Origin of the sequence: Rhodococcus sp. (in: high G+C Gram-positive bacteria) (assembly GCF_049299235.1) — a bacterium.
Lineage (GTDB): Bacteria > Actinomycetota > Actinomycetes > Mycobacteriales > Mycobacteriaceae > Rhodococcus.
In genome coordinates this window covers 1-22,032 of the sequence record NZ_JBAQXC010000279.1, presented here as the reverse complement: position 1 = coordinate 22,032, position 22,032 = coordinate 1, and the positions used below count along the sequence as shown (strand labels likewise).

General features: G+C 67.1%; 25 protein-coding genes and 1 pseudogene. 12 read left to right on the top strand and 14 right to left on the bottom strand.

Translation table 11 applies throughout. The features are described from left to right. Positions 1–29 precede the first annotated feature (29 nt). Positions 30–977 carry a polyphosphate kinase 2 gene (gene ppk2 / locus WAX14_RS16490; protein WP_422629133.1) on the bottom strand — a complete coding sequence of 316 codons (948 nt, stop codon included), beginning with the start codon at positions 975–977 and terminating at the stop codon, positions 30–32. A 173-nt stretch (positions 978–1,150) separates the two neighbouring features. Here ppk2 and WAX14_RS16485 point away from each other — a divergent pair, with 173 nt between their 5' ends. Together WAX14_RS16485 and WAX14_RS16480 are read left to right on the top strand one after the other, a co-directional pair. Then, positions 1,151–3,214 carry an elongation factor G-like protein EF-G2 gene (locus WAX14_RS16485; RefSeq protein ID WP_422629132.1) on the top strand — a complete coding sequence of 688 codons (2,064 nt, stop codon included), beginning with the start codon at positions 1,151–1,153 and terminating at the stop codon, positions 3,212–3,214. Positions 3,215–3,236: 22 nt separating this feature from the next. Next, on the top strand, positions 3,237–3,896 hold the full coding sequence (locus WAX14_RS16480; RefSeq protein ID WP_422629131.1) for a YoaK family protein: 660 nt from the start codon (positions 3,237–3,239) through the stop codon (positions 3,894–3,896). Positions 3,897–3,904: 8 nt separating this feature from the next. On the opposite strand, the gene WAX14_RS16475 is transcribed toward WAX14_RS16480, so the two are convergent. Continuing rightward, complete coding sequence (locus WAX14_RS16475; protein WP_422629130.1) at positions 3,905–4,570, bottom strand: hypothetical protein; 666 nt, start codon at positions 4,568–4,570, stop codon at positions 3,905–3,907. Between the two features lie 127 nt (positions 4,571–4,697). Between WAX14_RS16475 and WAX14_RS16470 the strand changes: the two genes are divergently transcribed. The 3 genes from WAX14_RS16470 to WAX14_RS16460 all read left to right on the top strand — a co-directional run bounded on the left by WAX14_RS16470 (position 4,698) and on the right by WAX14_RS16460 (position 6,520). Next, complete coding sequence (locus tag WAX14_RS16470) at positions 4,698–5,453, top strand: GNAT family N-acetyltransferase (protein ID WP_422629129.1); 756 nt, start codon at positions 4,698–4,700, stop codon at positions 5,451–5,453. A 136-nt stretch (positions 5,454–5,589) separates the two neighbouring features. Continuing rightward, a complete protein-coding gene (locus WAX14_RS16465; protein WP_422629128.1) occupies positions 5,590–6,090 on the top strand; it encodes a hypothetical protein in 501 nt (166 codons plus the stop codon). Positions 6,091–6,307: 217 nt separating this feature from the next. Beyond that, positions 6,308–6,520 carry a hypothetical protein gene (locus WAX14_RS16460; RefSeq protein ID WP_422629127.1) on the top strand — a complete coding sequence of 71 codons (213 nt, stop codon included), beginning with the start codon at positions 6,308–6,310 and terminating at the stop codon, positions 6,518–6,520. A gap of 462 nt (positions 6,521–6,982) precedes the next feature. On the opposite strand, the gene WAX14_RS16455 is transcribed toward WAX14_RS16460, so the two are convergent. Beyond that, complete coding sequence (locus WAX14_RS16455; RefSeq protein WP_422629126.1) at positions 6,983–7,894, bottom strand: pseudouridine-5'-phosphate glycosidase; 912 nt, start codon at positions 7,892–7,894, stop codon at positions 6,983–6,985. A 137-nt stretch (positions 7,895–8,031) separates the two neighbouring features. Between WAX14_RS16455 and WAX14_RS16450 the strand changes: the two genes are divergently transcribed. After that, positions 8,032–9,183, top strand: a complete 1,152-nt coding sequence (locus tag WAX14_RS16450; protein WP_422629125.1) for a serine hydrolase domain-containing protein — start codon at positions 8,032–8,034, stop codon at positions 9,181–9,183. A 71-nt stretch (positions 9,184–9,254) separates the two neighbouring features. On the opposite strand, the gene WAX14_RS16445 is transcribed toward WAX14_RS16450, so the two are convergent. Next, positions 9,255–10,415 (bottom strand): acid phosphatase, encoded by a 1,161-nt coding sequence (locus WAX14_RS16445; protein WP_422629124.1) that lies wholly within the window; start codon positions 10,413–10,415, stop codon positions 9,255–9,257. Positions 10,416–10,582: 167 nt separating this feature from the next. Continuing rightward, entirely contained in the window at positions 10,583–11,092 is a 510-nt protein-coding gene (locus WAX14_RS16440) for a Mesocentin (RefSeq protein WP_422629123.1), read from the bottom strand. A gap of 91 nt (positions 11,093–11,183) precedes the next feature. On the opposite strand from WAX14_RS16440, the gene WAX14_RS16435 reads away from it, so the two are divergent. The 3 genes from WAX14_RS16435 (at position 11,184) to WAX14_RS16425 (ending at position 12,847) form a co-directional block, all read left to right on the top strand. Further along, positions 11,184–11,336: a hypothetical protein gene (locus WAX14_RS16435; RefSeq protein ID WP_422629122.1), complete on the top strand. Its 153-nt coding sequence runs from the start codon at positions 11,184–11,186 to the stop codon at positions 11,334–11,336. Between the two features lie 149 nt (positions 11,337–11,485). Beyond that, positions 11,486–12,130 carry a maleylpyruvate isomerase family mycothiol-dependent enzyme gene (locus tag WAX14_RS16430; protein WP_422629121.1) on the top strand — a complete coding sequence of 215 codons (645 nt, stop codon included), beginning with the start codon at positions 11,486–11,488 and terminating at the stop codon, positions 12,128–12,130. A 27-nt stretch (positions 12,131–12,157) separates the two neighbouring features. After that, entirely contained in the window at positions 12,158–12,847 is a 690-nt protein-coding gene (locus WAX14_RS16425) for an SIMPL domain-containing protein (protein WP_422629120.1), read from the top strand. 132 nt (positions 12,848–12,979) lie between these two features. Here WAX14_RS16425 and WAX14_RS16420 read toward each other — a convergent pair whose 3' ends face one another. Beyond that, a complete protein-coding gene (locus WAX14_RS16420; RefSeq protein ID WP_422629119.1) occupies positions 12,980–13,777 on the bottom strand; it encodes a hypothetical protein in 798 nt (265 codons plus the stop codon). Then, complete coding sequence (locus WAX14_RS16415; protein WP_422629118.1) at positions 13,774–14,493, bottom strand: ABC transporter ATP-binding protein; 720 nt, start codon at positions 14,491–14,493, stop codon at positions 13,774–13,776. Before WAX14_RS16415 ends, WAX14_RS16420 begins: the two co-directional genes overlap by 4 nt. Positions 14,494–14,572: 79 nt before the next feature. Here WAX14_RS16415 and WAX14_RS16410 point away from each other — a divergent pair, with 79 nt between their 5' ends. Continuing rightward, the gene (locus WAX14_RS16410) at positions 14,573–15,121 is read left to right on the top strand and encodes a helix-turn-helix domain-containing protein (RefSeq protein WP_422629117.1); all 549 of its coding nucleotides are present in this window, start codon (positions 14,573–14,575) and stop codon (positions 15,119–15,121) included. 71 nt (positions 15,122–15,192) lie between these two features. Then, on the top strand, positions 15,193–15,963 hold the full coding sequence (locus WAX14_RS16405) for a hypothetical protein (protein ID WP_422629116.1): 771 nt from the start codon (positions 15,193–15,195) through the stop codon (positions 15,961–15,963). 7 nt (positions 15,964–15,970) lie between these two features. Here the strand turns inward: WAX14_RS16405 and WAX14_RS16400 are convergent, their stop codons facing one another. Both WAX14_RS16400 and WAX14_RS16395 read right to left on the bottom strand, forming a co-directional pair. Beyond that, complete coding sequence (locus tag WAX14_RS16400) at positions 15,971–17,083, bottom strand: hypothetical protein (RefSeq protein WP_422629115.1); 1,113 nt, start codon at positions 17,081–17,083, stop codon at positions 15,971–15,973. Continuing rightward, positions 17,080–18,069: a helix-turn-helix transcriptional regulator gene (locus tag WAX14_RS16395; RefSeq protein ID WP_422629114.1), complete on the bottom strand. Its 990-nt coding sequence runs from the start codon at positions 18,067–18,069 to the stop codon at positions 17,080–17,082. Before WAX14_RS16395 ends, WAX14_RS16400 begins: the two co-directional genes overlap by 4 nt. Before the next feature lie 170 nt (positions 18,070–18,239). Between WAX14_RS16395 and WAX14_RS16390 the strand changes: the two are divergent. Next, positions 18,240–18,374: pseudogene (locus tag WAX14_RS16390) on the top strand (RidA family protein); the annotation flags it as partial. A 103-nt stretch (positions 18,375–18,477) separates the two neighbouring features. Here the strand turns inward: WAX14_RS16390 and WAX14_RS16385 are convergent. The 5 genes from WAX14_RS16385 to WAX14_RS16365 all read right to left on the bottom strand — a co-directional run. Beyond that, positions 18,478–19,545 carry an AAA family ATPase gene (locus WAX14_RS16385; protein ID WP_422629113.1) on the bottom strand — a complete coding sequence of 356 codons (1,068 nt, stop codon included), beginning with the start codon at positions 19,543–19,545 and terminating at the stop codon, positions 18,478–18,480. After that, positions 19,545–20,174, bottom strand: coding sequence for a nicotinamide riboside transporter PnuC (gene pnuC, locus WAX14_RS16380; RefSeq protein WP_422629112.1), 630 nt, complete (start codon positions 20,172–20,174; stop codon positions 19,545–19,547). The genes WAX14_RS16385 and pnuC overlap by 1 nt, the downstream gene beginning before the upstream one ends. A 119-nt stretch (positions 20,175–20,293) precedes the next feature. After that, entirely contained in the window at positions 20,294–20,722 is a 429-nt protein-coding gene (locus tag WAX14_RS16375) for a hypothetical protein (RefSeq protein WP_422629111.1), read from the bottom strand. A gap of 142 nt (positions 20,723–20,864) precedes the next feature. Continuing rightward, positions 20,865–21,224, bottom strand: a complete 360-nt coding sequence (locus WAX14_RS16370) for a VOC family protein (protein ID WP_422629110.1) — start codon at positions 21,222–21,224, stop codon at positions 20,865–20,867. Between the two features lie 181 nt (positions 21,225–21,405). Continuing rightward, positions 21,406–22,032, bottom strand: a 627-nt coding sequence (locus tag WAX14_RS16365; RefSeq protein ID WP_422629109.1) for a transposase, incomplete at its 5' end; no start/stop codon positions are given.

Genomic DNA, 22,032 nt, shown 5'->3' with positions numbered 1-22,032 from the left:
GCGCACCGCCCGGCGTTCCCGACTCTCGATCAGAGGGTCGGGAACTGCTGGGTGGGATCCTCGCCGACGTCGTACACGACCGACGGCGGGCCGATGAGCAGCGGATCGGGGGTGCCGACTACCCGGCGATCCTTGTCGGTGTAGTCGAATCGGGACAACACCCAGCGCATCGCCTCGAGCCTGGCGCGCTTCTTGTCGTTGGACTTGACGATGGTCCACGGCGCGTGCGGCGTGTCGGTGTAGAACAGCATCGCCTCTTTCGCGTCGGTGTAGGCGTCCCACTTGTCCAGACTCGCCAGATCTGTGGGCGACAGCTTCCACTGTTTGACCGGATCGGTGCTGCGCGCGAGGAAGCGGGCATGCTGCTCGTCGCGGCTCACCGAGAACCAGAACTTGATCAGGTGGATGCCCGACTGCACCAGCATCCGCTCGAATTCCGGTGCCGAACGCGTGAATTCGCGGTATTCGTTGGGGGTGCAGTAGCCCATCACCCGTTCGACGCCGGCCCGGTTGTACCAGGACCGGTCCATCAGCACGATCTCCCCACCGGCGGGGAGGTGCTCGACGTACCGCTGGAAGTACCACTGGGTGCGTTCACGTTCGGTGGGCTTCTCGAGCGCCACTACCCGCGCGCCACGCGGATTCATGTGCTCGGTGAAACGTTTGATCGCCCCGCCCTTGCCCGCCGCGTCGCGGCCTTCGAAGACGATGACGACCTTCTCGTGATGTTCCTTGACCCAGGCCTGCAGTTTGAGCAGTTCGATCTGCAGCCGGCGCTTGCGGTGCTCGTACTGACGCCGAGTCATTTTCACGTCGTAGGGGTATCCCTGGCGCCAGGGCTCCCCGTCGTCGACCGCGACGCGACCGTCCCGGCTCTTCCGCAGCAGCTCACCGATTTCGTCGATCTCGGGCGTGACGTCGATCTGGCCGTCGGCCGCGAGTTCGAACTGCCCGTCCTTCTCGTTCAGCTCATCCACGTGGCGAGACTACTCCGCGGACGAGTCACGAACAAGATGCTTCTTCCGGACGCCGCGGCCGTCGAGCCGGTCCGCGCGTCGAATCACGCTCGGGTACAGGTCGCTGCGGCTACCCTGGGCATTAGCCGACGCCGCGGCTGCGGCGAGGCCGCCGCCACGGGAGGAGACCTCCGATGTCCGACCGAACCTCGGCGCGAACAGAACGGGCGCCCGTCGCCGAACGCCCGGAGCAGCTGCGCAACGTCGTTCTGATCGGATGCAGTGGCGTCGGCAAGACCACCCTCACCGAATCGCTCGCGCTGGCCGCCGGTGCGATCGGGCGGGCGGGCCGCACCGCCGACGGCACCACCATCTCGGATTTCGAGCCGATCGAGCAACAGCACCGGCGCTCGGTGCAGCTCGCGGTGATCCCGGTGGAATGGAACGGCACCAAGATCAACCTGATCGACACCCCGGGCCATCCCGATTTCGACGCCGAGGTCCGCGCCGGGCTGCGCGCGGCGGACTCGGCAGTGTTCGTCGTCTCCGCGACCGATCCGATCAGCGCCGCAACCAGGGCATTGTGGCGCGAATGCGCCGACGCGGGTCTGCCCCGCGGCATCGTCGTCACCAAACTCGACATCGCGCGCAGCAGCTACGAGGATATGCTCACCGAATGCCACGATGCGTTCGGCCTCGGGCCCGACACCCTGCGCCCGGTGTTCGTGCCCGCCTACGACGGCGCCCGGCCGTGCGGGTCCGTCGACGTGCTGCTCGGCCGCAGCTACGGCGACCCCGGTGAGACACCGAATCTCGCGCATGCCCGCGAAAGCCTGGTCGAGGCGATCTCCGGGCAGGACGACACCCTCATGGAACGCTACCTTGCGGGCGACACCCTCGACACGGACTCACTCGCCGACGGTATGCGCCGCGAAATGGTTTCGTGCGCACTGCATCCGGCATCCGCCGCCACCGACTACGGGGTCGGCTCCGCCGAACTCCTCGACCTGATCGCCGCCGTGTTCCCCGATCCGACGCACCGCAGACCCGGCGCGCCGTCCGCCGACCCGGACGCGCCGCTGGCCGCGCAGGTCGTCCGTGTCACCGGAGACGCGTATGTGGGACGGATCAGCCTCGTGCGCGTCTATTCCGGCACACTGCGACCCGACACGTTCGCCCGGTTGGCCGGCCCCACCCACAGCGACGATGCCCGCGAACGCATTCCGACGCTGACCAGCCCGTTCGGCAAAATGCAACGGCCGGTACCGGAAGCGGTCGCCGGCGATCTGGTGTGCATCGGCAAGATCGCCGGCGCGCTGCCCGGCGACACCCTGTGCGACCCGGACCACCCGGTGCTGCTCGACCCGTGGCCCCTCCCCGAGGCGTTGCTCCCCCTCGCCGTCGAGGGCCACACGCGCATCGACGACGACAAATTCGCACAGGCACTGTCACGTTTGACCGCCGAAGATCCAGCGGTTCGACTCGAAAACAATCCCGACACACACCAATTGGTGTTGTGGTGCACCGGTGAGGCGCACGCCGAGGTCATCCTCGACCGCCTCCGCACCCGGCACGGCGTGAACGTCGACGTCGTCGACTATCGCGTCGCGCTGCGTGAGACGTTCGCCGACGCCGCGAACGGGCACGGCCGGCTCGTCAAACAATCCGGCGGGCACGGCCAGTACGCGGTGTGTGATCTGGAGGTCGAACCCCTGCCGGTCGGCAGCGGCGTCCGATTCGAGGAGCACGTCGTCGGTGGCGCGGTGCCCCGCCAGTTCATCCCGTCCGTCGAGAAGGGCGTGCGATCGGCAACCACGAAGGGCGTCGCCACCGGGTATCCGCTCGTCGATGTGAAAGTCACCCTCGTCGACGGCAAAGCACATTCGGTCGACTCCTCGGATGCGGCATTCCAGGCCGCGGCAGGACTGGCGTTGCGTGACGCCGCCGCCCATACGACGATGCGTGTGCTCGAACCGGTGGACGCGGTCAAAGTCGTGCTGCCCGACGACTATCTCGGCGCGGTCCTCGGTGATCTCGCGGCCCGACGCGGCCGGGTTCTGGGCACCGACAACGCCGGACCCGGCATGACACTGCTGCGCGCCGAGGTACCCGAACTCGAACTGGCACGCTATCTCGTCGATCTGCGCGCGCTCACCCAGGGAACCGCCGAGTTCGCGCGCGGCTATCTGCGTCACGAACCGATGCCCGAGGCTCTCGCGGCACAGCACAGCCACGTCGGCAACGGCAGCGGCCGCTGAGTTCTCACGCATCACCGGGATCATGGTGACACAGACCTCGACGTCCCTTCGGTTCGCACTGGTACTGACCCTTGTCGGCGGATATCTCGACGCCTACACGTTCATCACCCGCGACGGCGTGTTCGCGAATGCGCAAACCGCGAACGTCATCCTGATGGGTATCGATCTGTCGGAAGCGAAATGGCAGGGCGCCCTCGCCCACATGTTTCCGATCCTCGCGTTCCTCGCCGGTATCGGCGTCGCGATGCTCATCAAGACCGGCCGCATCGAACGCCGGATCGCCCGGCCGTTGCGCTGGACGACGGGTCTCCAGGCAACCATCCTCGTGGTCGTGGGCTTCGTGCCCACCGGGGTCCCCGCCGCGGCGGTCACCGTCCCCATCGCATTCGTCGCCGCATTGCAGATGGGCCTGTACCGGACGATCGGCGACCTGACCTACATGTCCATCGCCACGACCGGAAATCTGATGCGTCTCACCGAAGCCGGATTCCGCGTCGTCGTCGAGCATGACCACACTGCGCGACCCCACGCCGTCGTGTACGCCTCGATCTGCGCGGTGTTCGCGGTCGGCGCGGTGTTCGGAGCGGTCGTGTCGCAGTGGATCGGCGTCCGGTCTGCGTGGGTGCCGGCGGCGATCCTGGTCGTCGCGCTTCTACTGTTCTACCTCGACGACAAGGATTAGCAACGCACTCATCGTGTTTCGTCGCGTTGCACTTCGTCGGCGATGTCCGCGCGCACCCGGTCGGGATACCACGCCGAGAATTTGATCGCGGCCACCATCGCGCCGATCTGGATCACCCAGCCCGTCCACACGTTGTCGCTGTCGTGCAGCACCGCATCGCCGTACCATCCGGCGACCGCCGCGACGAGGAACGCGAGTGCCCACACCCCGGTGATCATGTAGTTGGTGCGCAGGAATCGCGGAGAGTTCCAATACTGCGGATCGACCTGTTCGCGCGCGTACTGAATCGTGAACGGTACCCGCGCCACCATGGACCCCACCGCGATCAGGACCAGCGTGATGTTGGCGATCTCACCGATCCACGTCTCGAGCCACAACTGATTGTCGACGCTGAGGGAGAAATGAGTGACGACCAGCACCGCGAAGAACACGACGTCGACGATGCCGAGCAACTTCAACGACCGGCCGCGCATCAGGTCGAGCACGACGAACAGGACCGACAGCGCGAGCGCCACCCCGGCGACCCACGCGATGCGGCCCGGACCTTCGAACACGGCCAGGATGATCCACGGGGCGAGCCCGGCGAGTGGACTGTCGAGCAGTCCTTCCACCATCGGTGGAAACCGATTCTCCCGGGGCGACGAGCGTGGGACGTCAGCAGTTCCGTCGGTCATGCCTGGTACCTCACCGGTTCACGGTCGGACGGTTTCCTTCGATCGTAGGTGGGTTCGCGCACGCGCATTGCCGTTTCGCGGCGACCCGACGGAACGAACGCACCGACACAGTGACAGGATCGACGCCATGCCGCCGGACGATCGCGTGCCCCCTCGCACGAGCAACGACGGTGCGGCGGCAGACCTGTCGGCCCTCGCCGATCCGGTCCGGGCATCGCTCGACGGACACCATGCTCACCTGGCCCGACACCTCGGCCGCGCGGCGACCTACCGCGCCGACGTGTCGACGTTCGCCGCGATGCCTGCCCGGCCGGAACGTGCAGACTGGTCGGATCTCGCCGCGCTCCTCGGTTCCGGTGCGCTCGCCGACCTGTTCAGTAATCCGGCGCAACCCCCGCCGAACTGGGATCCGATATTCTCACTCGACGGACTGCAGATGGTGGCGCCGGCGTCCGTCACCGATGCTGCAGTGCCGCAGGCGGGACTCACCGCCACAACCGAACTCGTCGAACTCGGCGCCGACGACCATCCGGACATGCTCGACCTCGTCGCGCGGACCCGGCCTGGTCCGTTCCAGCCCCGGACACCGGAGTTCGGCACGTATCTGGGGATCCGGCATCGAGGAACGCTGATCGCGATGGCCGGTGAACGCCTGCACCCACCCGGTTGGACCGAGATCAGTGCCGTGTGCACTGCCCCCGAAGCACGCGGCCACGGCCACGCCGGTCGACTGGTCCGGTCCCTCACCGCCAGAATCGCGGCGCGCGGCGAACGCGCGTTTCTCCATGTGGCCGGAAGCAATACGAATGCGATCGGACTCTACACACGGTTGGGTTTCCGGCCCCACCGCCGAGTTTCCTTCCGCGGTTTCCGCGTCCCCTGATCCACACGAAACCGGTTGTACCTCGACATCGATACGCACACACGCCACGATCCTCGTTGTGGACAGCCCCGCGCGCCGCAGTTCCCGGTCGCCGACACCCCCGTGGTGGCGAACCGTCACCGGAACAATCCTTACCGTGCCGGCGATCTTCGCATGTGCCACGACGCTGACCCTCGCGACGACCCCCGCTCCCGACTTCGCCGCCGCGCTGATTGCGGGAGTCGCGCTGATCGTCGTCGGTATCGCATGGGTGGTCCTCGCCGGTATCCAGACGTTCCGATACCACTGGGATCGACGGATACTCGTGGCACCACTCGTCGTGACCGTGACGGCACTGGTGCTCACCTCGGGTATTCCTCGCACTGTGGGTTGGGCGATGACCGCCGGAAGCCTCCGCGCACATGCCGAACGCTGCACCGATTCCGACCAACCTCGGCAGATCGGCGTCTACTCGGTGGCACAAACCCGCGCGCTTCCGGCCGGTTGTGTGTTCCTCCTCGACGGCGGGTTCCTCAACACAATCGGTGTCGCGCACCTGCCGGACGGTCCCACATCTCTCGGCGAAGACGATGTGCGGGGTGCCACGGCCTGGACTGCGATCGACAACGGCTGGTATCGGTTCATCCTGCCGTTCTGACCGGCGATATCACGCGGCATCTCCCTCACACTACGTGTCCGCACCCGGTGCCAACTCACAGATTCACGTACGCCGCTACTCGTGTGCACCGCGCCCAGGACTAGAACACTGGATGCACGGAGAGCAGGAACGGTCGAGGTGGAAACGACTCCACCGCACGGCCCAGAGAGTTCTCCGAAACGAAAGACTGTGATCCACCGCAACCAAGGAGGACATTATGTCGGTCACGCAGCGCACCCGGCGCGCAGCACTGGTCGCCCTGCTCGCCATCGGAGCACTACTCGGCGCACCCGCGCTCGCATCGGCTCATCCCGACACCTTCCCGCACTACCACGTGTGGAACGACCCGTCCAACACATGTCCAGTGGGCCAGAACGAGTGGAATTTTTCAGTGTTCGGATTCCAGTTCTACCAACTGTGCACGAACTGACAAACTGAGAGGGAGATCCGTTCGACGTCCCGTTGGTGAATCGCCACATTGCGTTGATCCGCACGTCCTCTTGCGGGCAACGCAAAGCACGAGGCAGCCGACGTCGCTGTGTTCCAGCGGCGTCGGCCGCTCTCATGGACCGCGGCCGACGGTGATCACGTGATTCAGCGAATGCAGCACGATTGGGCGAGTTCATGGTTCAGCCATTGCGACCCGCACCTGACCAACCGCACCCGGCGGGCGTGATCGAAACTGTTCCGGCGTGACAGTCGCGCCGCCTGCGCCGCGCCCGAGTCCGACGAGTCACGGTCCGGTCTTCGGCCCGAACGTCGCCGACAGGTCGGCTTCCGAGGTCGCCGCATGGTCCCGGACGGTGCGGAACCCGACCTCGTCGAAAACCGACACCGATCTCACGGGCCTCGTAGGTTGCAGTGAAGGTCGACGTGCAGCACCGCCGCCCCGTCACCGTGCCGCCAGTTCCACGGCCACCGCGCCCGCGAGGTCCGTGTTCGCCCGGTAGACCGCGATGTTGACGTCGAGACTGCGACCTCCGGTGCCGCGATGCAGATGATCGAGTAGGAAAGGGGTTCTCGCCTTGCCGGTGATCCCGGCGGCATCGGCAGCCCGCTCCGCCTCGCGAAGCACCCGATCGTGCAGTTCCGGGTCGAGCTGGGCGCGTTCGGTCACCGGATTAACCAACAGCACAGCACTTTTCGCACCGATCCGGTCGCGAGCGTCGACGATCGCCGCGACTTCTGCCGGCGACTCCACGGAATAGTCGATCGCGCACCCACTGTCCCGCACATAGAATCCCGGAAACCGCCGCGTCCGGTATCCGACGACGGGCACCCCGAGCGTTTCGAGGCGTTCGAGCGACGCGGGAATGTCGAGGATCGACTTCACTCCGGCACTGACGACGAGGATCGGCACCGACGCGAGTGTCGTCAGATCGGCGGATTCGTCGAACGTCGACGCCGCGCCGCGATGCACCCCGCCGAGCCCGCCGGTCGCGAAGACCCGCACGCCCGCGTGGTGGGCGAGAATCGCGGTCGCCGAGACCGTGGTACCACCCGACATACCCTTTGCCGCGACGACCGGAAGGTCGCGGACACCGACCTTCTCGACCCCCTCCTCCGAACCGAGCGCGGTGATCTGCCCGGCCGACAGTCCGACCGTGGGCACGCCGCCGACCACGCCGACGGTCGCGGGCACCACACCGACGTCGCGCAGACTCTGTTCCACCGCCGACGCGACGGTCAGATTGTGGGGCGGCGTCAGCCCGTGCGTGAAGATGGTGGATTCGAGTGCGACGACCGGTCGCCCGTCGGCGACAGCATCGCGGACCTGCTGCGACACCTCGATGAGCGGCTTCATCGTGACTCCGATCCTCCCGCACCACCGTAGGGCGGTGTGATCGGCGCGGGGACTGATTCGGTGATCACCGGCGAAGCCTGCCCGCGCGGACGCATACTGACCGGACCACGTCCGCCCAGTCCACCTCGGAGATCCCGATGCGCCGACTCCCCCTCGCCCTGACCGCCGCCGTGGTCGCCTTGGCATCCGCCTGCACCAGCAGCACCGACACGTCGTCGCCGGCCACCTCGCCGTCGGTGTCGGCGGAGAGCGCGGACAGCGCGCTGTCGGACCGGTTGCAGGAAACCATCGACAGCCTGCACGGCCAGATCGGGTTCCCCGGCATCGTCGCGCGAGTCGTCGGACCCGACGTGGAATGGACCGGGACCGCGGGTGTCGCCGGGGTCGACGACCAGCGCCCCCCGGCACCCGAGGATCACACTCGCATCGGCAGCCTCACCAAGACGATGACCGCCACTGCGATCCTGCAACTGTGGGAGGACGGCCAGCTCGAGCTCACGGACCCGATCGGCACATACGTGCCGGGTCTACCGAACGGCGATGTTGCGACACTCGACCAACTCGCGACGATGACCAGCGGCATCCCGAGTTACACCTTCGACCCGGATTTTCAGCAGAAACTGTTCGCGGACCCCGATGCCCCGTGGACGCCGGAACAGCTCCTCGACGTGGTGCGCGGCGATCCACCGAATTTCGCACCCGGTGAGAAGTTCGAGTATTCCAACTCGAACTACATCGCGTTGGGGCTGGTCGTCGAACAGGTCAGCGGGCGGCGACTCGCGGACTACTTCCAGGAGTTCCTGTTCGAGCCGTTGAACATGTCCGCGACATCGCTGCCGAACGACGCTGCATTCCCCGACCTGCACCTGTCCGGCATCACCGAGCAGGGTCAGCCGGACGGCGAGACCGCCGACGCCACGAACTGGAACCCGTCGTGGGGGTGGGCGGCGGGCGCGGTGATCTCCACCATCGACGATCTGCAACTCTGGGCGAAGGCACTGGGCACCGGCGAAGCGATTCTCTCCCCCGAAACCCAGCAGTATCGACTCGAATCCTTCAACTACGATCTGCCACCCGCCACCCCGGAACGCGCGTACGGGTTCGGCTGGGGCATCGGCAACGGCTGGCTCGAACACACCGGTGAACTCCCCGGCTACAACACGTACGCCGGCTATCTGCCCGAGTCCCGAACGATCCTGGTGGCGGCGGTCAACAGCGACATCCCTACGCCCGACGGCCAGGGTCCGGTCACCCCAGTCGTCGAGGCCCTGAAACAGGACCTCCGCTGAAACAGCGGTGATGGGAACCATCATTCGCCCCTGACCGGCTGAAAGTTCCCATCACCCAAGGGGCAGCGGGATCAGTTCGCGCCGACAGCCTGGTAGGCGGCGACGAGATCGATGCGCACCCAGCCACCATCGGGACCGCTCTGATCCAGCGGGTAGCCGGCGGGAATCGCCGTTCGCCGCAGCACATCCAATCGTTGCTCGTCGGTCAGGTCCGGTGCCGCCGCGCGCAGCAACGCCGCCGCCTCCGCGGGAATGTCGTTCGTGATCTCCGGGTGGATCTGCTCGAACCCGTAGGTGAGACGCTCCTGGAACTCGGCGCGGGCGGCGCTCCCGGACCGGTACGGAGTGTCCGAGTCGATGTAGTCGCGCAACGGCATGCCGACGGCGGACTCGAGTTCGGCACGCAGTTCCGCACCCGCCTCGTCGATCAGTCGCACGAACGCCGGATCGTTGAGCCGATCCGCCGCGGCCGCCTGACCGATGATGCGACCACCCATGACGTCGAGCGGATAGTGCACACCGAGGACGATGCGACCGTGTCCGACCTCGGAGGCGCGCGTCAGAATCTGCGGACCCAACTCGGGCAGCATGCCTGCGAGCAGGATGCCCTTCCAGTAGGCCTGCGACGTATGCCCGGAGGGATAGGAATCGGTGCCGTGCACCTCGGCGAACGGGTCGGCTCCGCCACTGACACCGTCACCCCGGTAGGCGACGACCCGTTCGGGCGCGACCTCGAACGGCCGCGGATTGCTCCAGTGTTCCTTCTCGAGGAGCGTGGAGTTCATGATGCCGCCTGCTCGGGCCAGGTCACCGGCGAGCAGTGCCTCGACCTTCGGTAGCCGGTGTTCGGCGAGCGCGGTGCGGAAAACGGCGCCGAGGCCGTCACCGAGGCCGTCCGACAGTGACAGCAGACGGTCGTGAATGTCGTCGAACAGGGCCCGCTGCTGCTGCACCGGGGTCGCGGCATTGTTGATCTGTACGACACGATCGAGGTTGAGCTGCATCAGGTCGGGCCGCGAATTCCGGATCTCGGTGAATCCGTCGAGCACCCCGATGTAGGTGCCCCGCGCGGGGATATCCGACGGGTACGGGCCGAGGAACTCGGGAAGGCTGAACGCCTCGGCTGCCGGAGCGACGGGCGCGGCGGGATCTGCGGAGGCGAACGGCACCGAGACCGTCATCGTCATCGCGACGGCGACCGCAGCCGCACCGGCGAACCTGGTGAACTTCATGAGGCTTCCTTCTGCATCTGGACGGGCGTCCATGAAGTTACGCTGTCGAAGTATCGGGCCGGCAACCATCCGGTGAACCCGACCCGGCCTCGCGGTTCGCACGCAGGCCTGCCGACCCGCGGGCACCCGGACCCCAGTAGGCCACATACGGGTGCCCGCCGGGACGGTTATCCCTGGTCGTGGCTGCCGACGGGGCAGCCCGGGTCCTCGTTGCCGTCGCAGTACTCGGCCGACAGGTTGTTGCCGGTGGAACCGTCCGCGCCGGCCGGCCCGCCGTTGATCGGGTTGCCGTTGCTGTCCCAGATTCCGGGAGCCTCGTCGCCTGCGCCGTGGTTCGGGTTGGTGCAGATCGTTCCCTCACACGTCACGTAGCCGGGGCCACCGGCCGGATCCTGGATCGCGTTCGGTGCCACATAGCTACCGGCGGGGCACCCCGGGTCCTGATTGTGCGCGCAGTACTCCTGCGTGAGACCGTTGCCGGTGGAACCGTCCGCGCCGGTGGGGCCACCCTTGACAGGATTACCGTTGCCGTCCCACGCGCCGTGACTGTCGTTCATCGTGGTGTAGGGCCCGACGTAGCTGCCCTGCGGGCAACCCGGGTCCTGATTGTGCGCGCAGTAGTCCTGCGTGAGGTTGTTGCCGGTGGAACCGTCCGCCCCGGCCGGTCCGCCGCTCACCGGTTTACCTTGCTGATCCCAACTGCCCGAACCGGCCGGGGTCGGTGAACCTGCCTGCGGTGTCGTCGCATTGCCCGGGGCGGGTTCCGACGTGGCAGCGGCCGAACCGGGCGTCGTGGTCGCGGCTGTGGTCACTGTTGTGGTTGTGGTTGTGGTACTCGAGTCGTCACTGCTCGAGCACGCCGTCATGAACAACGGTACGGCCATGAGCATGAGGTATGCGGCCACCGAGCGTTTCACGTGAACTCCTCCTGTGTTCGCGATGACACCCGACAGCCGTAAACTCCGGTCTCCGCCGGGTCTTGTCCCGCAGACTATGCACGCTCGTGTCCCGCTGCACCGGTTTTCGCTCACACATTCCGTTCACGCACGGCGTGCGGCAGATTGGGCTCCATGACGCGTAGGAACCAGGATCCGCTGTGGGCGATCGTGCACGCCGAACGGACCGCACTGGCCGACGATCTGTCGTCACTGACCCCGCGGCAATGGCAGCAGCAGTCGCTGTGCGGGCAGTGGTCCGTCGAGGACGTGCTCGCCCATCTCACCGCGGCCGCGAGTATCGGCCCCCTACGCTGGTTCGGCAGCGTCCTCGGTGCCCGGTTCGATTTCGATCTCCACAACGCGCGTCGCCTCGCCGAGCATCGCGGTGCCACCCCGGCGGAAACACTCGCTCGGTTCCGGCAGATCGGCACCAGCACGACAGCGCCGCTCGGCGACGTCGCCGCGTGGCTCGGCGAGGTCGTCGTGCACGCACAGGACATTCGCCAGCCCCTCGGAATCACCACCGCCCCGCCGATCGACACGGCCACCGAGGTCGCCCGATTCTACGTCGGCAAGGACTTCGCGGTACCCAGCAAGAGCACCGCGACTGGGCTTCGACTCGAGGCGACCGACGGTCCGTTCGCCTCGGGTACGGGCCCGCTCGTCACCGGCCCGACCGTCGCGCTCGTCATGGCGATGGCGGGCCGGGCCGCCTACTGCGACGACCTCACCGGCCCGGGGCTGGCCACGCTGCGCGAGCGCCTCGCCCACCCGTAACCCCAGTGGGCTGGCACACTCGCATTCATGGACGATCGCCCCGTCACCATCACGGTCACCGGCCACGCCGAACTCGAGTTCGCCCCGAACCGGTGCACCGTCGTGCTGCAGTCCCACGCCGACGGCGCGACGCGGGAGCAGGCCGCCGACCCTGTTGCCGCGGCCGTCGACGCTCTCGCCAGCCTCGTCGCCGACCTGCGTGAACAACCGGGCAGCCCCGTCAAGCAGTGGACGTTCGACCGGGTGCAGCACAGCCGGCACCGTCCGTACAGCCAGGACGGCGAGATCCGCCCGTGGCAGTACACCTCGTCGGCCTCGCTCACGGTCACCTTCCGCGCGTTCGACGCGATCGCCGCGTTCGTGGACAGCGCCGCAGGCATCGAATCCGTCGCCGTCGCGGACTTGCGGTGGTGGCTCACCCGCCGGAAACAGCACGAGCGGCGCACCCGGGTACGCGACCTCGCCGTCCGCGATGCCCGCGACAAGGCGACAGGCTATGCGAAAAGCTTGGGCTACAGCACGTTACATGTGGTTTCCATCGCCGATCCGGGAATTCTCGGGCTCCACCCCACTCCCGGACCTGCCCCCATGATGCGCGCGACCGCGATGCGCGCCGACATGGCGTCGGGTTCCGACGGCGGTGGCCGTGAGGTCGCCCTCGAACCCGACCGCATCAGCATCGCCGCCGACGTAGAGGCCCGATTCGAAGCGACATAGCGCGTTCTGTGTGGATTTGTGTTCGCCCAGCGGACACAAAACCACACAGAACGCAGCCGGTCATCGCGACGAGATGGTGTCCGCGGCGTACACGTCGAACGGTGCAGCGCACACACGTCCGGACCGAATCCGCTAGGCAAGATCGCGGCGCAGCGGCGCCGCTACCGCCGCTGCCGCCCCGCCCAGCGCGTAGGCGACAAGAACCAGCGCACCGAGGAGCGGGGACAGCAGCGCGGGTGTGCCCAACGACGCTTCTTCAGAGAGGGTGTCGGTCAGGAACGTGAAGTCCGTCAGCGCTGCGGTCGCGCCACCGGGGAGGAACGGATAGAGCGCGTCGAGGCCCGGAATGATCATGAATAGGTACTCGAGTAGATAGAAGTAGCCCAACACGATCGCGACCGCGACGAGCTGGTTGCGGGCCAGCGCCCCGATACCGACCCCGAGCAGCATGTAGATCGCGGCGGCTACCGCGAGACGCGCGAGAAGTGTCACGACGTCGTCGGCGGGCGCACCGAGTGCGATGCCGCGCAGGATGACGACGCACCACAGCGCAAATCCTGAGGATGCAGACATGAGCAGTCCGTACGCTAACCCGAAACCGCTGTAGACGAACAGTTTTGCCGCCAGGATCCGACCGCGGCGCGGCACCGCCAGAAATGTGGTGCCGATGGTGCCGTGCCGGTATTCGCCGGTGATCGCGATCGTGCCGATGAGCGCGGGGACGAACAGGAGCAGTCCGGTGATGCCGACGACGATGCCGACTCCTTCCGGGGTGTCGAGCCCGGGCATCGGCGGTGATGTGTTTTCCGGTCCGATCAGCCCGAGCAGGCCGGTGAGACCGGCGCCGCTGACGACCGCCGCGATCGCCGCCCATCGCGGAAGCCGCGTGGAGAACAGGCGGATGATTTCACCGCGGAGTGCGTTGTTCATGCCGCATGGCCCCGGGTGGTGAGACGAAGGAATGCCTCTTCGAGGCTGTCGCCGCCGGCGGTCAGGACATCGAGGGCACCGGTCCAGACGAGGCGTCCGCGGTCGATGAGCACGACATCGTCGATACCCTGCTGCAGCTCGCCGAGGGCATGGCTGGAAATCAGAACTGTGCCACCGGAATCGGCGAACTCACGTAGGAATCTTCGTAGCCAGACGATTCCGACCGGATCGAGACCGTTGGACGGCTCGTCGAGCACGAGCACCTCCGGCTCGCCGAGCAACGCGGTGGCGAGCGACAAGCGCTGTCGCATACCGGTGGAGTAGCCACCGACGCGCCGGTCCGCGAACCGGTCGAGCAAGGCGGTGGCGATGACCTCGTCGACCCTCGACATCCGGTGTCCACCGAGTGCGCAGAACGTGCGGAGGTGGTCACGTGCGGTGGCCGCCGGATGGGCGGAGGCGATGTCGAGTACCGCGCCGACGGTTCCCGTGGGGTCCGGCAGATCCGGATAGGCGACCCCGTCGAGCAGAGCGGTTCCGCGGTCCGGCCGGGTGAGGCCGAGGAGCATCCGCAAGGTAGTAGATTTCCCGGCGCCGTTGGGTCCGAGAAACCCTGTCACACGACCGGGTCGGGCGGTGAACGTGATGTCGGTGACGGCATCCAGTCGACCGAACCGCTTGGCGAGCTTCTCCACCTCGATCGACGGTCCCTTCATCGCTGCCTCCTGACGCCGGTAGAATCACTATCGATAATGAGAACATTATCAACCTGAGAACAATATGGAAAGGGCCGCGATGGCGAACACGCCCATTGCCGATATCGTGCTGCACCCCGTTCGGCTACGGATCGTGCAACAACTCGGAGACCGGCACCTGACGACTGCACAACTTCGCGAAGCGCTTCCCCACGTCACCCAGGCCACGCTCTATCGGCACGTCGCGGCACTGATCGACGCCGAGATCGTCATCGTCGTCGACGAACGCCGCGTGCGCGGAACCATCGAGCGCACCCTCGCTCTCGGCGAGCGCATGGCGCACATCGGCCACGACGATCTCGAGGCGATGAGCGACGCGGAACTCCGCAACGCCTTCCTCACCTTCCTCGGCGCACTCGGGGAAAGCTTCGACACGTTCGTCGACGGAGAGGACCGCTCCCTGCGGAATTACCTGGGATTCGGCACCACGCCGCTCTACGTCACCACCGACGATCTCGCGGCGATCCAGGCCGAACTCGCCGAACTGCTCGCGCCCTACCGAACGAATTCCGGTGACGGCCGGGTTCGCGTCGCGCTGACCACCGCGGTGATCCCCACACCCCCGACCACCGGTCCCGACGAGAATTGAGCACCGACGTCGCAGTCGCACACTCGCGTGTCTCCTCGGGAACACGCGCTACACGTGGCATTCTCGGCAGAATGCACCCGTACGACGAGGGATTCGAACCACCCCAGGCGTGTTCCGAATGGTGCCGGGCACGGTCGTTCGATCTGCAAGTGCTCGACGAAGGCGTCACCGTCGACCTCGAATGGTGGAACGACCACCTCGAACGCGCCGAGCATCGGATCCGGCTGCGCGGCCGCAACCTCGACGGCCGTGTCGTCACCGGCGGGGAGGCGATCGTGCAGCGCAACGACCTACGTCTCGGCAGTGAACTCGTCGACGCCGACCACGACGGATTGGGGCTGTTGTTCCTGTGCGCGGCATGGCGCAGCGCCCATCCGCGGCGTCGAGCCGTCCGCCGCTTCCCCGACGTCCGCGACGCCCACGCCCCCAAGAGCCGCGACCGACTCACGAAGATCAAAGGCGTGCTCGACTACTGCGCGGACACGAAGAAGCTGCCCGATACGCCCCGGCAGACGTGGTCGGGATGGCCGGACACGCCCGGCGTCGGCGTTCCCCTGCTGTCGACCTTCCTGTGGGCGGTCGGCGTCCGGACAGATGGCCGGCCCGCGCAACTTCTCGATCAGCACGGGGTGTCGACACTCGTGCACGAGGGGTGGCTCGAGGACCCCTCTGTCGCCGACTTCACGCTGCGGCGCTACCACCGATACACCGATCTGCTCACCACCTGGGCGTCCCTGATGACCACCCGGCCCGAACTGGTCGAGATGTGGCTAGTCGATCGGTGGCACGCGCGAATCGTCGAGGCCCGCGACGGGTCACGGGCAACACCACGATTGTTCTGACGTTCCCCTATCGCATCGTCGGTTCGCGATTCCACACCTGATCGTCACGGACCCAGACGACCGGGACCTCGTCGGGGACGACGGCGTCTGTGAGCCAGAAGGTTTCGTCCGCTGCCCATCCCGCGATGACCGATGCGGTGTCGGTGTCGACGTCGATCGCCGTTCCTGCCGCGGACAGGTATCCGGCGACCGTGAGGTGCACGCCCGCGTGGTGCTCGGCAACCCGCTGCCAGTCGGGGATCACCCAGCGTCCGTCGCGGCCCGTGGTCCGGTACCAATCGTGCCGCTTCTCCGCGGTGACCTCGAGCGGGAAGCGCCGGCACAGATCCACCCAGGTGTCGGCGTCGTCGACCTCGAGCACTGCGGCGCCCGGCGGTACCGTCACTCGCCGCGCGAAGGCGCGGTCCCAGCCCATACTGTCCTCGACGAACCACACACCTGCCGGGTTCCCGTCGGCGAGTGTCCGGGACGACGCCCACATGTGTGTCAAGGGTGCCGACCACCATTCACCGGACCAGTTCGCCGTCGCGTCGGTGGGGCGATCGCGTTCCGCTCGGGCTTCGGCCTCGCTGACGCGAGTGTGCCAGTTCCGCAACCGATCAGCGGCGGGAGGTGGAACCGAGGCCTGGACACCGCATTCGTCACCGTTGTCCCAGCCCACGAGCCACTGATCGTCGCGCGCCACCCCCGTTCCCCACCACTGTGCATCCGGTGATCCGGCGATGTGCTCGGCAACGCGTCGAAGCTCCTGTCGCACAGGCACCGTGGCAACGAGGATGTCCTCGCCGTCCGGGTCCTGCCAGTACCGCGCCGTGTCGACGGCGTCCACGAGCGCGGAACGCAGATCGAGCGCCGTCACCTCGGGCAGCGGCACCTGCGCCAGCCGCCGCGCGACCTCCTCCGGAGCGATCTCCGGCCACTGCGGCCCTTCGGTGCCGGCACCGTAGACGACGCGGGTCCGGCCTCTCCCCGGATCGAGCTGATAGGACGCCCGGAAAACCGCGGAGCCGAACGAATTCTCGTCGTACTCGGGTCGAGCGGCTCGCTCGGCTTCCAGCGCATACGCCAACAACATTCGTCGCCCACGGGGGCCCGTCGACAACACATCCGCCGCGATCATCGGCCGCTCCTCTCCGCTCCAGCAGAATGATGGGCAGCGATCGCGGCGGCGCGATCGCGTAGACAGACACGCAGCCACTGTGGGGCCACGATTTCCCCTTCGGTACCAAGTTCCCACAACGCCCATTCGGCGTGGCGAGCATCTTGAAAGATCAGCTCGAGCCGCAGCCGGCCGTCCAACTCTGTATCCTCGGCGCCGACGGTCAGCGCGGTACGCACCAACTCGTTCCGTCGCACCGTGTTCACCCGCACCTGCACGGTCACCTGGTCTCCGCCTGCCCGGAACCGAACACTGCGTTCGTGCCAGGCCCGTCCCAGATCGATATCGTCCGATCGTTCGGCCGGCTCGGGCAACTCCTCGGCGGCCGAGACCCGGGACAGCCGGTACGTACGGTCTGCGCCGGACCGCGAGGCCAGCAGATAGCACCGGTCGCGCACGGTGACCAGCCCGATCGGATCGACGATGCGCCATGACGGCGTCTGATCGGCGGCCGCGTAGCGGATGCGGAGTTTGTGTCCGGCCAGCACCGCGCGCCGGATCTCGGCGACGACGGTATCCGGGGCGTCGTCGGCGACCGGCCGGTGTACAAGGAAGTCCGACTCGGGGTCGATGAGCAACCGCTGGATCGCGCCGGTCGCGACTGCCCGGTTGCTGTCCGGTAGCGCGTCGACCAGTTTGAGCATCGCCGACGCTAGCACCGAGCCGATCCCGAATGCCTGTGCGCCGCGACGTGATCCGGCGACGAGCAGGGCCAGCGCCTCGTCGTGGTTCAGGCCGGTCAACTCGGTTCGGAACCCTGGCAGCAACGCGAATCCGCCGTGCCGGCCACGTTCGGCATAGACCGGGACGCCTGCGGCGGAAAGCGCCTCGATATCGCGCAGCACGGTTCGGGTGGACACCTCCAGCTCACGGGACAGCGCAGCGGCGGAGAGCCGGCCGTGCCGGCGGAGCAGGAGCACCAGGGAAACCAGTCGGTCGGCGCGCACCCAAAAACTCTAGCGAATATATGACACAGGGTGTCGTGATTGATTGGGAGCCTCGAAGGCGTCGATGGCGGCCCCGGCCACCACCCGACACGCGAACTTCTCACGAATCGAATGGAGCTGATGTGGCAATCCAACGAACCGCCGCCAATCCGGTGGCATGGTCCGCCACCCTTCTCCAGCACTACGGCGTGCTGGCGTCGCGACTGGGCAGCGCGGGGGTCGCGCCGGCCACCACGATGCTCGGGGTGAGCAGACTGGCAGTCCTCGGCCAGATGGTCGAGTTCGAGGCAACCGCGGTCGCCTGACTGGGCTCGTGCACCCGGCCCCTGCGTGATGCCACCAACTCGTTCTGTGTGAGATTGTGTCCGCCCGGCGAACACAATCCCACACAAGCGGGCCTGTCGGCGACTACCACCGGGTGTTGACGCGCAGTGCGTCGTCGGCGACCCGCTCGGCGAGGCGCACCCGATCGTCGAGGCTGCCGGTCAGCAGCACCCAGGACCGGCCCGTCACGGTGAGCGCGTCGACGAACCACCCCGTCATGTCGGCCCGGATGTGCTCCCCGTCGCGGATACCGTCCTGCACGAACGGAACGCCGACGTGGTCGGTGAGCAGGTACAGGGCGCGGCGGTCCCGGACGCCCTCCCACGCGCGGTCGCTGCCCTCGCCGAGGTAGCGTCGTTCCCACACGGTGGTGGCGAATGCGTCGGTGTCGCATACCAGCAGCGGCGAACCGTTCCGCGCCGCACCGTCTTCGAGGCGGCTCTGCTCGGCGGCGATGTGGGCGAAATCGTCGCCCGTCCAGTCGAGGTCGTGCATCGTCGCCGTGGGGTCCAGCGACTGCACGTGTTCGAATTTTTCGCAGGTGACGATGCGGCCGTACTCCGGCACCCACCGGGTGTGCGCCCACACTCCGCCACGGGCCCGGGCGCGGCGGGCGAGTGCACGGCTGACGGTGGTGGTTCCGGTCGATTCGGCGCCGACCACCACGATGCGGGTGGTCAGCCCCGCCCGCGCCGGTGCATCCAGGTCGTGCCAGCGTCCGGCCGGGTCGTCGCGGCATGCCGTACCGGACACCGGGTGTGCGACGCGTTCCGGGTCGACACACACGTGGGTGGCCGAGAATCGTTGTGCGAGTTCGTCACCGTACTTCTCACTGGAGACCACCACGTCGACGGGAAGGTCGGTGACCGTGCGGACGGCTGCGCGCATGCACGCCACCTGGGCCGCCCATACCGGTTCCGATTCGAGATCCATCGGTGCGTCACAGGCGATTCCGGTGACGGTGACCATCGAATCACCTGCGTGTGACTCACGCATCCACGCCACCCGATCCGGCAGTGGAATCGTCTCCGCGGCCGAGGCCATGACGACGACGGTGACCCGCTCGGCGACCGCGGCGGCGCGGCGCACCAGGTGGTGGTGCCCGGCGTGCGGCGGATAGAACTTCCCGATGACCAGTGCATGCCGATACATCAGCGTGCCCCCGCGAGTTCTCGATCGACGGCCGTCGAGCGCCGCCACGCCACGAGTCCGCGAATGCACAACGCCAGGAACAGACAGTACAACACTGCCGTGAGCACCAGCCCTTTGTGCAGGTAGAGCGGAATGTAGACGAGGTCGGCTGCGATCCACAGCAGCCACGATTCCCATCGCTTCTTCGCCTGCCCCCACGTCGCGAGCAGCGACAGTACCGTGGTCAGCGCGTCCCAGAATGCGACCGTCGACGACGTCGCCGTCTCGAGCAGCACGGTCAGCGCGATCAGCCCGGCGAGGCCGACGGCCGCGAGCGCCGCCCACTCGGCCGGACTCGTCCCGGCGACCGGTAGCGCCTCACCTGCCCTGCCGCGCACCCAGTTGCTCCAGCCCCACACCGCGAGGGCGATGTAGACGACCTGTAATCCGGAGTCGGCGTACAGACCGGCGGTCGCGAACAGCAGGATCCATACGAGGTTGTTGGCAATTCCGAACGGCCAGTTGAGGATCGACTGCCGTCCCACCAGGTATACACACCACGCGCCGGTGACGAAGCCGAACGTCTCGGCCCAGGTCGTCGGCGCCCCGAAGGCGGTGAACGCCGTCGAGTTCAAGAATTCGATCACCACACCCTCCTTCCTTTGCGCCACCGATTAAATCAAATATGCGCTAAGTAGGCAACGCGGGGAGCCATGAACCGTCGCATCTGCCCCACCGAGCAGTCGGACACTGCGCCCCGGGGCGATGCTCAGCGCCTGCGCCCGGTCACCACCTGCACGAGGGAAACGAGGACGGCGATGATCGTGCCGACGATTCCGACACCGAGAACAACGCGGACGATCGTCGTCCATGGCACGCTGCCAGCTGCTCCGAAGTCGAACGGAAAAACCTGCCACATCCGCGTGAGCGCATACAGTCCGACCGCACTCGTGGCGAGTTCACCGAACGCCCTGAGCCGCGGGGGATCTGCCACGAGAAAGACGGCATTGGCGATGATGCTCACCACGATCGATGCGTTGACCCAGCCCAGAACCACGGTTGTGTCGTCGGTGAGGAACGGCACCGCGTCCCAGCCGGGCCAACCGTTGATCGCATACAACAGCACCGCGTTGACGACGATCGCCACCACGTAGCCTGCGCGCCGGCGTGCTGTCGTCGCATTCTGCGCGTCGCCCATGATGCCTCCCGCCGAACGTGGCCGAAGCGGTACACGTCGACGGTACGACCCGTCGCTGCGCTTCGCACCCGCCTTCCCCGTACCGTGGCGACGGAAGGCAGTCGTGACACCGCCGCCACGGCCGAACCACTCGAATCGTCAGTCACTCGTCCGAGTGACTGACGATGTTGATGACGGAACCGCCCGGCGCGCGCACGAAGAAGCGGCGCACACCCCACGGTTCCGTCGTCAGCGGATAGACGATCTCGAATCCTCGACGCTGGGCGTCGTCGTATGCGGCCTCCACCCCGTCTCCGACGTGGACGGACAGCACCGAATCGACCGGTGCCGTCGCATCACCACTGACCAACTGCACGGTGGCGCGTCCGTCCGGGGTCGTGAACCGAGCGACCCACCCCAAGTTCATCTCCTCGACGGAGAGGCCGAGGAAGTCCGCGTAGAAGCTGCGTGCGTCCTCGATGTCCGGAACGTTCAGATTTGCGGTGATACCGGTGGGTCGCATGGTGGGAACTCCTTCGATTGCCTCCGGGGACAATCCCGATTCCACTACACGAGGCGTCGATCGGCAGCAGGTTCGACGACGACAGCGTGCTCGGATGATTCCTTGCGTGACCGCCGGGCATGACCGTCGCCCTCGACATCCGCCGACGGAAAAGACAGCCGCGCGCTGCCTACGGAAGTTGTCAACCTGTCTGAGACAGGTGAGTGGTGTTGATACCGGTCGGTTGAGGCAGTGGCGGCGCCAACGGCCGGCGACGGAACCGCTGCGGGTGCCGGGCATGGATCCGATCGAGTCGGTCCTGCCGGCGACGGTGATCCTCGACGGCGGTGCCGAGGAAAACCGACGCCGGGGTGTGCCGCCCCAACCCGCTGTGGCGGTGCTCGAGGGCGTAGCGGCCCATGAACTCCTCGGTCCACTGCCGGGCATGGTCGATGCTGTCGAACCGTGGCGGGCAGGACAGGTCGTACTTGACGGTCTTGAACAGCGACTCGGAGAACGGATTGTCGTCACTGACCCGCGGCCGCGAAAAGGACGGCAGCACCTGCTTGTCCTCGAGCGTATCGAGCAACTCGAACGAACGCATCGAGGACCCGTTGTCGGCGTGCAGCACCTGCGGCGCCCCGAACACCGCGAACGCCTCGGTGAACATTTCCACCGCCGCGGCGCCGGTCTCGGCGTACTCGATACGCCAGGCCACCGGAAACCGTGAATACACGTCGATCACCAAATACAGCAGATACCGGTCCTGGGTGCGTGGGCCCCGCAGCTCGGTGATGTCCCACGACCACAACGCGCCCACCGCCGGGGC